The organism is Devosia sp. (assembly GCF_040509215.1).
Lineage (GTDB): Bacteria > Pseudomonadota > Alphaproteobacteria > Rhizobiales > Devosiaceae > Devosia.
The window spans coordinates 1-2,877 of sequence record NZ_JBEVLL010000083.1; the positions used below are offsets into that span (position 1 = coordinate 1).

Annotated in this window: 4 protein-coding genes; 1 reads left to right on the forward strand and 3 read right to left on the reverse strand. The window is 62.3% G+C overall.

The genetic code is table 11. The features are described 5' to 3' along the window. Both ABW043_RS04615 and pcaD read right to left on the reverse strand, forming a co-directional pair. Positions 1-161, reverse strand: a 161-nt coding sequence (locus ABW043_RS04615; RefSeq protein ID WP_502908595.1) for a carboxymuconolactone decarboxylase family protein, incomplete at its 3' end; no start/stop codon positions are given. Further along, a complete protein-coding gene (gene pcaD, locus ABW043_RS04620; RefSeq protein ID WP_353920058.1) occupies positions 154-948 on the reverse strand; it encodes a 3-oxoadipate enol-lactonase in 795 nt (264 codons plus the stop codon). The genes ABW043_RS04615 and pcaD, both read right to left, overlap by 8 nt. Before the next feature lie 164 nt (positions 949-1,112). On the opposite strand from pcaD, the gene pcaQ reads away from it, so the two are divergent. Then, a complete protein-coding gene (gene pcaQ, locus ABW043_RS04625) occupies positions 1,113-2,024 on the forward strand; it encodes a pca operon transcription factor PcaQ (protein ID WP_353920060.1) in 912 nt (303 codons plus the stop codon). On the opposite strand, the gene ABW043_RS04630 is transcribed toward pcaQ, so the two are convergent. Next, positions 2,021-2,877, reverse strand: an 857-nt coding sequence (locus tag ABW043_RS04630) for a putative bifunctional diguanylate cyclase/phosphodiesterase (protein ID WP_353920059.1), incomplete at its 5' end; no start/stop codon positions are given. The two genes, pcaQ and ABW043_RS04630, sit on opposite strands and share 4 nt — an antisense overlap.

Genomic DNA, 2,877 nt, shown 5'->3' on the forward strand with positions numbered 1-2,877 from the left:
CCCGGCCGCGACCACACACTGCCCCATGCACCCTCGGTGATAAAACTCTGAAAGTCGGTATCGAACGCGGTCATCTTGGCCGAAGCATTGTCCACATGGGCATTGCCCAAAACCGAGCGGCGCGTCGCCATGCCCCGCTCATAAAGCGTCGTGTCAGCCATGACCGGCCTCCTTGAAAAATTCGAGCATCAGGCCGGCCAGTTTCTCCGGCGCCTCGATGGATGGAATGTGCCCCACGCCGGGGAAGATTTCGAACCGCGAACCAGAAATGGCCTCGGCAGTCGCCCGCACCTGCGCCACCGGCATGGCGAGATCCTGCTCCCCCGCCACAAGCAGCGTCGGCAACGCAATCGCGCTGACTCTTTCCCGCAGATCTGCGTCGCGCAGCGTGGCGCAGGTCGCGGCATAGCCCCGCGCATCACAGCGCAGAAACATGTTGCGCCAGCCGGCCAGTTCCTCGATCCGCTCCGCGCGAAACTGCGGGCTAAACCAGCGCTCCATGATGCCATCGGCAATCGAGGCAACGCCTTTCTCCAGCACGGCCTTCATCCGCGCCGTCCAGAAAGCATGATCGCCCGATTTCGCCGCCGAATTGCAGATCACGATTGCCGCCAATCGCTCCGGCGCCCGCGAAGCCGCGGCTTGGGTAATCAGGCCGCCAATCGACACGCCACCGAGCGCAAATCGCCCAATGCCCAGATGATCGACCAGCCCAAAGAGATCATCGAGATGGTCATCGAGGCTATAGTCGCCTGCCGGAATATCGCTCAGCCCATGCCCGCGCTTGTCATAGGAAACAACGCGATAGGTCGCGGCCAGCCGCGAAATCACCCCGTCCCAGATGCGCGCATCCGTGCCGAGCGAATTGGCGAGCACGACCACCGGCGCCCCTTCGGGTCCAGCCAGACGATAGTGCAGCAGCACGCCATTGATGCGGGCAAAGTTCATGGGGCCTCCCTCTCAGTCTCGGTTTAAGACGCCCAAAACCCCAAGTAAAATGATTAGCTCTGGACGAGTTATAACCTCTGAATTATCGATGGGTTCAAGAAGCGTAGAAAATACGCCCTGAAGTGCCATTCGCATAACCGGAGGAGCCACCCGTGGCGCAACGCATCATCGATCCGCGCATAAAGCTGCGCCACATCGCGTGCTTCCTCGAAGTCGCGCGCCTCAGGAGCGTCGTCAACGCCGCCGAAGCCCTCAACATCTCCCAGCCCGCGGCCAGCAAGACCGTGCAGGAACTTGAGGAGTTTTTGGGCAATACGCTCTTTGATCGCTCGCGCCGAAAACTCTTTCTCACCCCCTTTGGCGAAACGTTCTATCGCTACGCGTCCACGTCCATCGCCGCCCTGCGCCAGGGCATCGACGCCGCCCGGTCCGGCGGCGAAGCGACCACGGTAAAAGTCGGCGCACTCCCCACCGTCTCCGCCCGCATTCTCCCCACGGCGGTAAGAACCTTCACCGCCGAAGATCCGGGCGTCCACACCCGCATCATCACCGGCCCCAACAATTACCTGTTGTCCCTGCTGCGCACCGGCGACGTCGATCTGGTCATCGGCCGCATGGCCGAGCCCGACGTCATGATCGGCCTCGCCTTCGAGCATCTCTATTCCGAGCGCGTCGTCATGGTCGTCCGTCCCGACCATCCGCTCCTCAGCATCCCGGATTTCAACCTCGGCTTGATTGAACCCTATCAGGTGCTGATGCCCACGCCCGACGCCGTCATCCGCCACCATGTCGACCGCATGCTGCTCGCCCACGGCATCACCAATATCCGTGACGAAGTCGAAACCGTCTCCAACGCCTTCGGCCGCTCTTATGTGCGGCAGACCGATGCTATCTGGATCATCTCCGAAGGCGTCGTGGCAAAAGATGTCGAGGAAAACCAGCTCGCTCTATTGCCCGTCGACACCAGCGAAACCACCGGCCCCGTCGGCTTTACGACGCGCGCCGATACCATTCCAACCCTCGCGACAACCGCCCTGATGCAGGCAATCCGCACCGTGGCGGCAGGCTTCCGCTAGGCGCGCCGCTTCGTTGTGTCGAGCGTAACCACATTGCCGGCCGGCGTGTCGGCGACCTCGCCCGGACGTCCGAAATAGTAGCCCTGGGCATGAGTGCAGCCATCGGCCGCGATCATCTCCTGCTGCTCCTTGCTCTCGACGCCCTCGGCCAGCACCGGCACATTGATATTGCGCCCCAGATCGGCAATCGAGCGGACGATAGCGCGCGCCTGCTTGTCCTCGCTCATGGCGGCAATGAAGCTGCGGTCGATCTTGATCTTGTCGAACTGGAAGGTTCGCAGATTGCTCAGCGAGGAATATCCGGTGCCGAAATCGTCGATGACGATCCGCACCCCATGGGCCTTGAGCGCATGCAGCATGTCGCGAGACAGCGCCTCGTCTTGCAGCAGGACGGATTCGGTGATTTCAAGCTCGAGCCGATGCGCGGCAAGGCCGGTCTCCTGCAAGATCGCAAAGACCCGATCGGCAAAGTTGCGGCGACGGAACTGCACGGCAGAAACATTGACCGCAACGCTCAACTCGTCCGACCATTGGGCTGCCGTCCGACAGGCCGAACGCAACACCCATTCGCCCATCGTGTTGATGGCGCCGCTCTCCTCGGCAATGGGAATGAAGATAGAGGGCGGCACCTCGCCCAGGTCCGGATGGTGCCAGCGCAGCAGCGCCTCATAGCCGACGACCTTGCCGGTTTCCGCCGTCACCAGCGGCTGGAAGGCGGTGCGCAATTGCTTGCGCCGGATCGCCTGGCGCAGTTCGGCCTCCATCCGCCGGCGTTCGCGCAATTCCTGGTCCATCTCGGTCGAGTAATTGGCCGTGATCCCCCTGCCGGTGGACTTTGCCCGATAGAGTGCAA

Bases quoted from the DNA above. Each gene is read 5' to 3' on its own strand.
- pcaD (WP_353920058.1), bottom strand. From the start codon at position 948: ATGAACTTTGCCCGCATCAATGGCGTGCTGCTGCACTATCGTCTGGCT.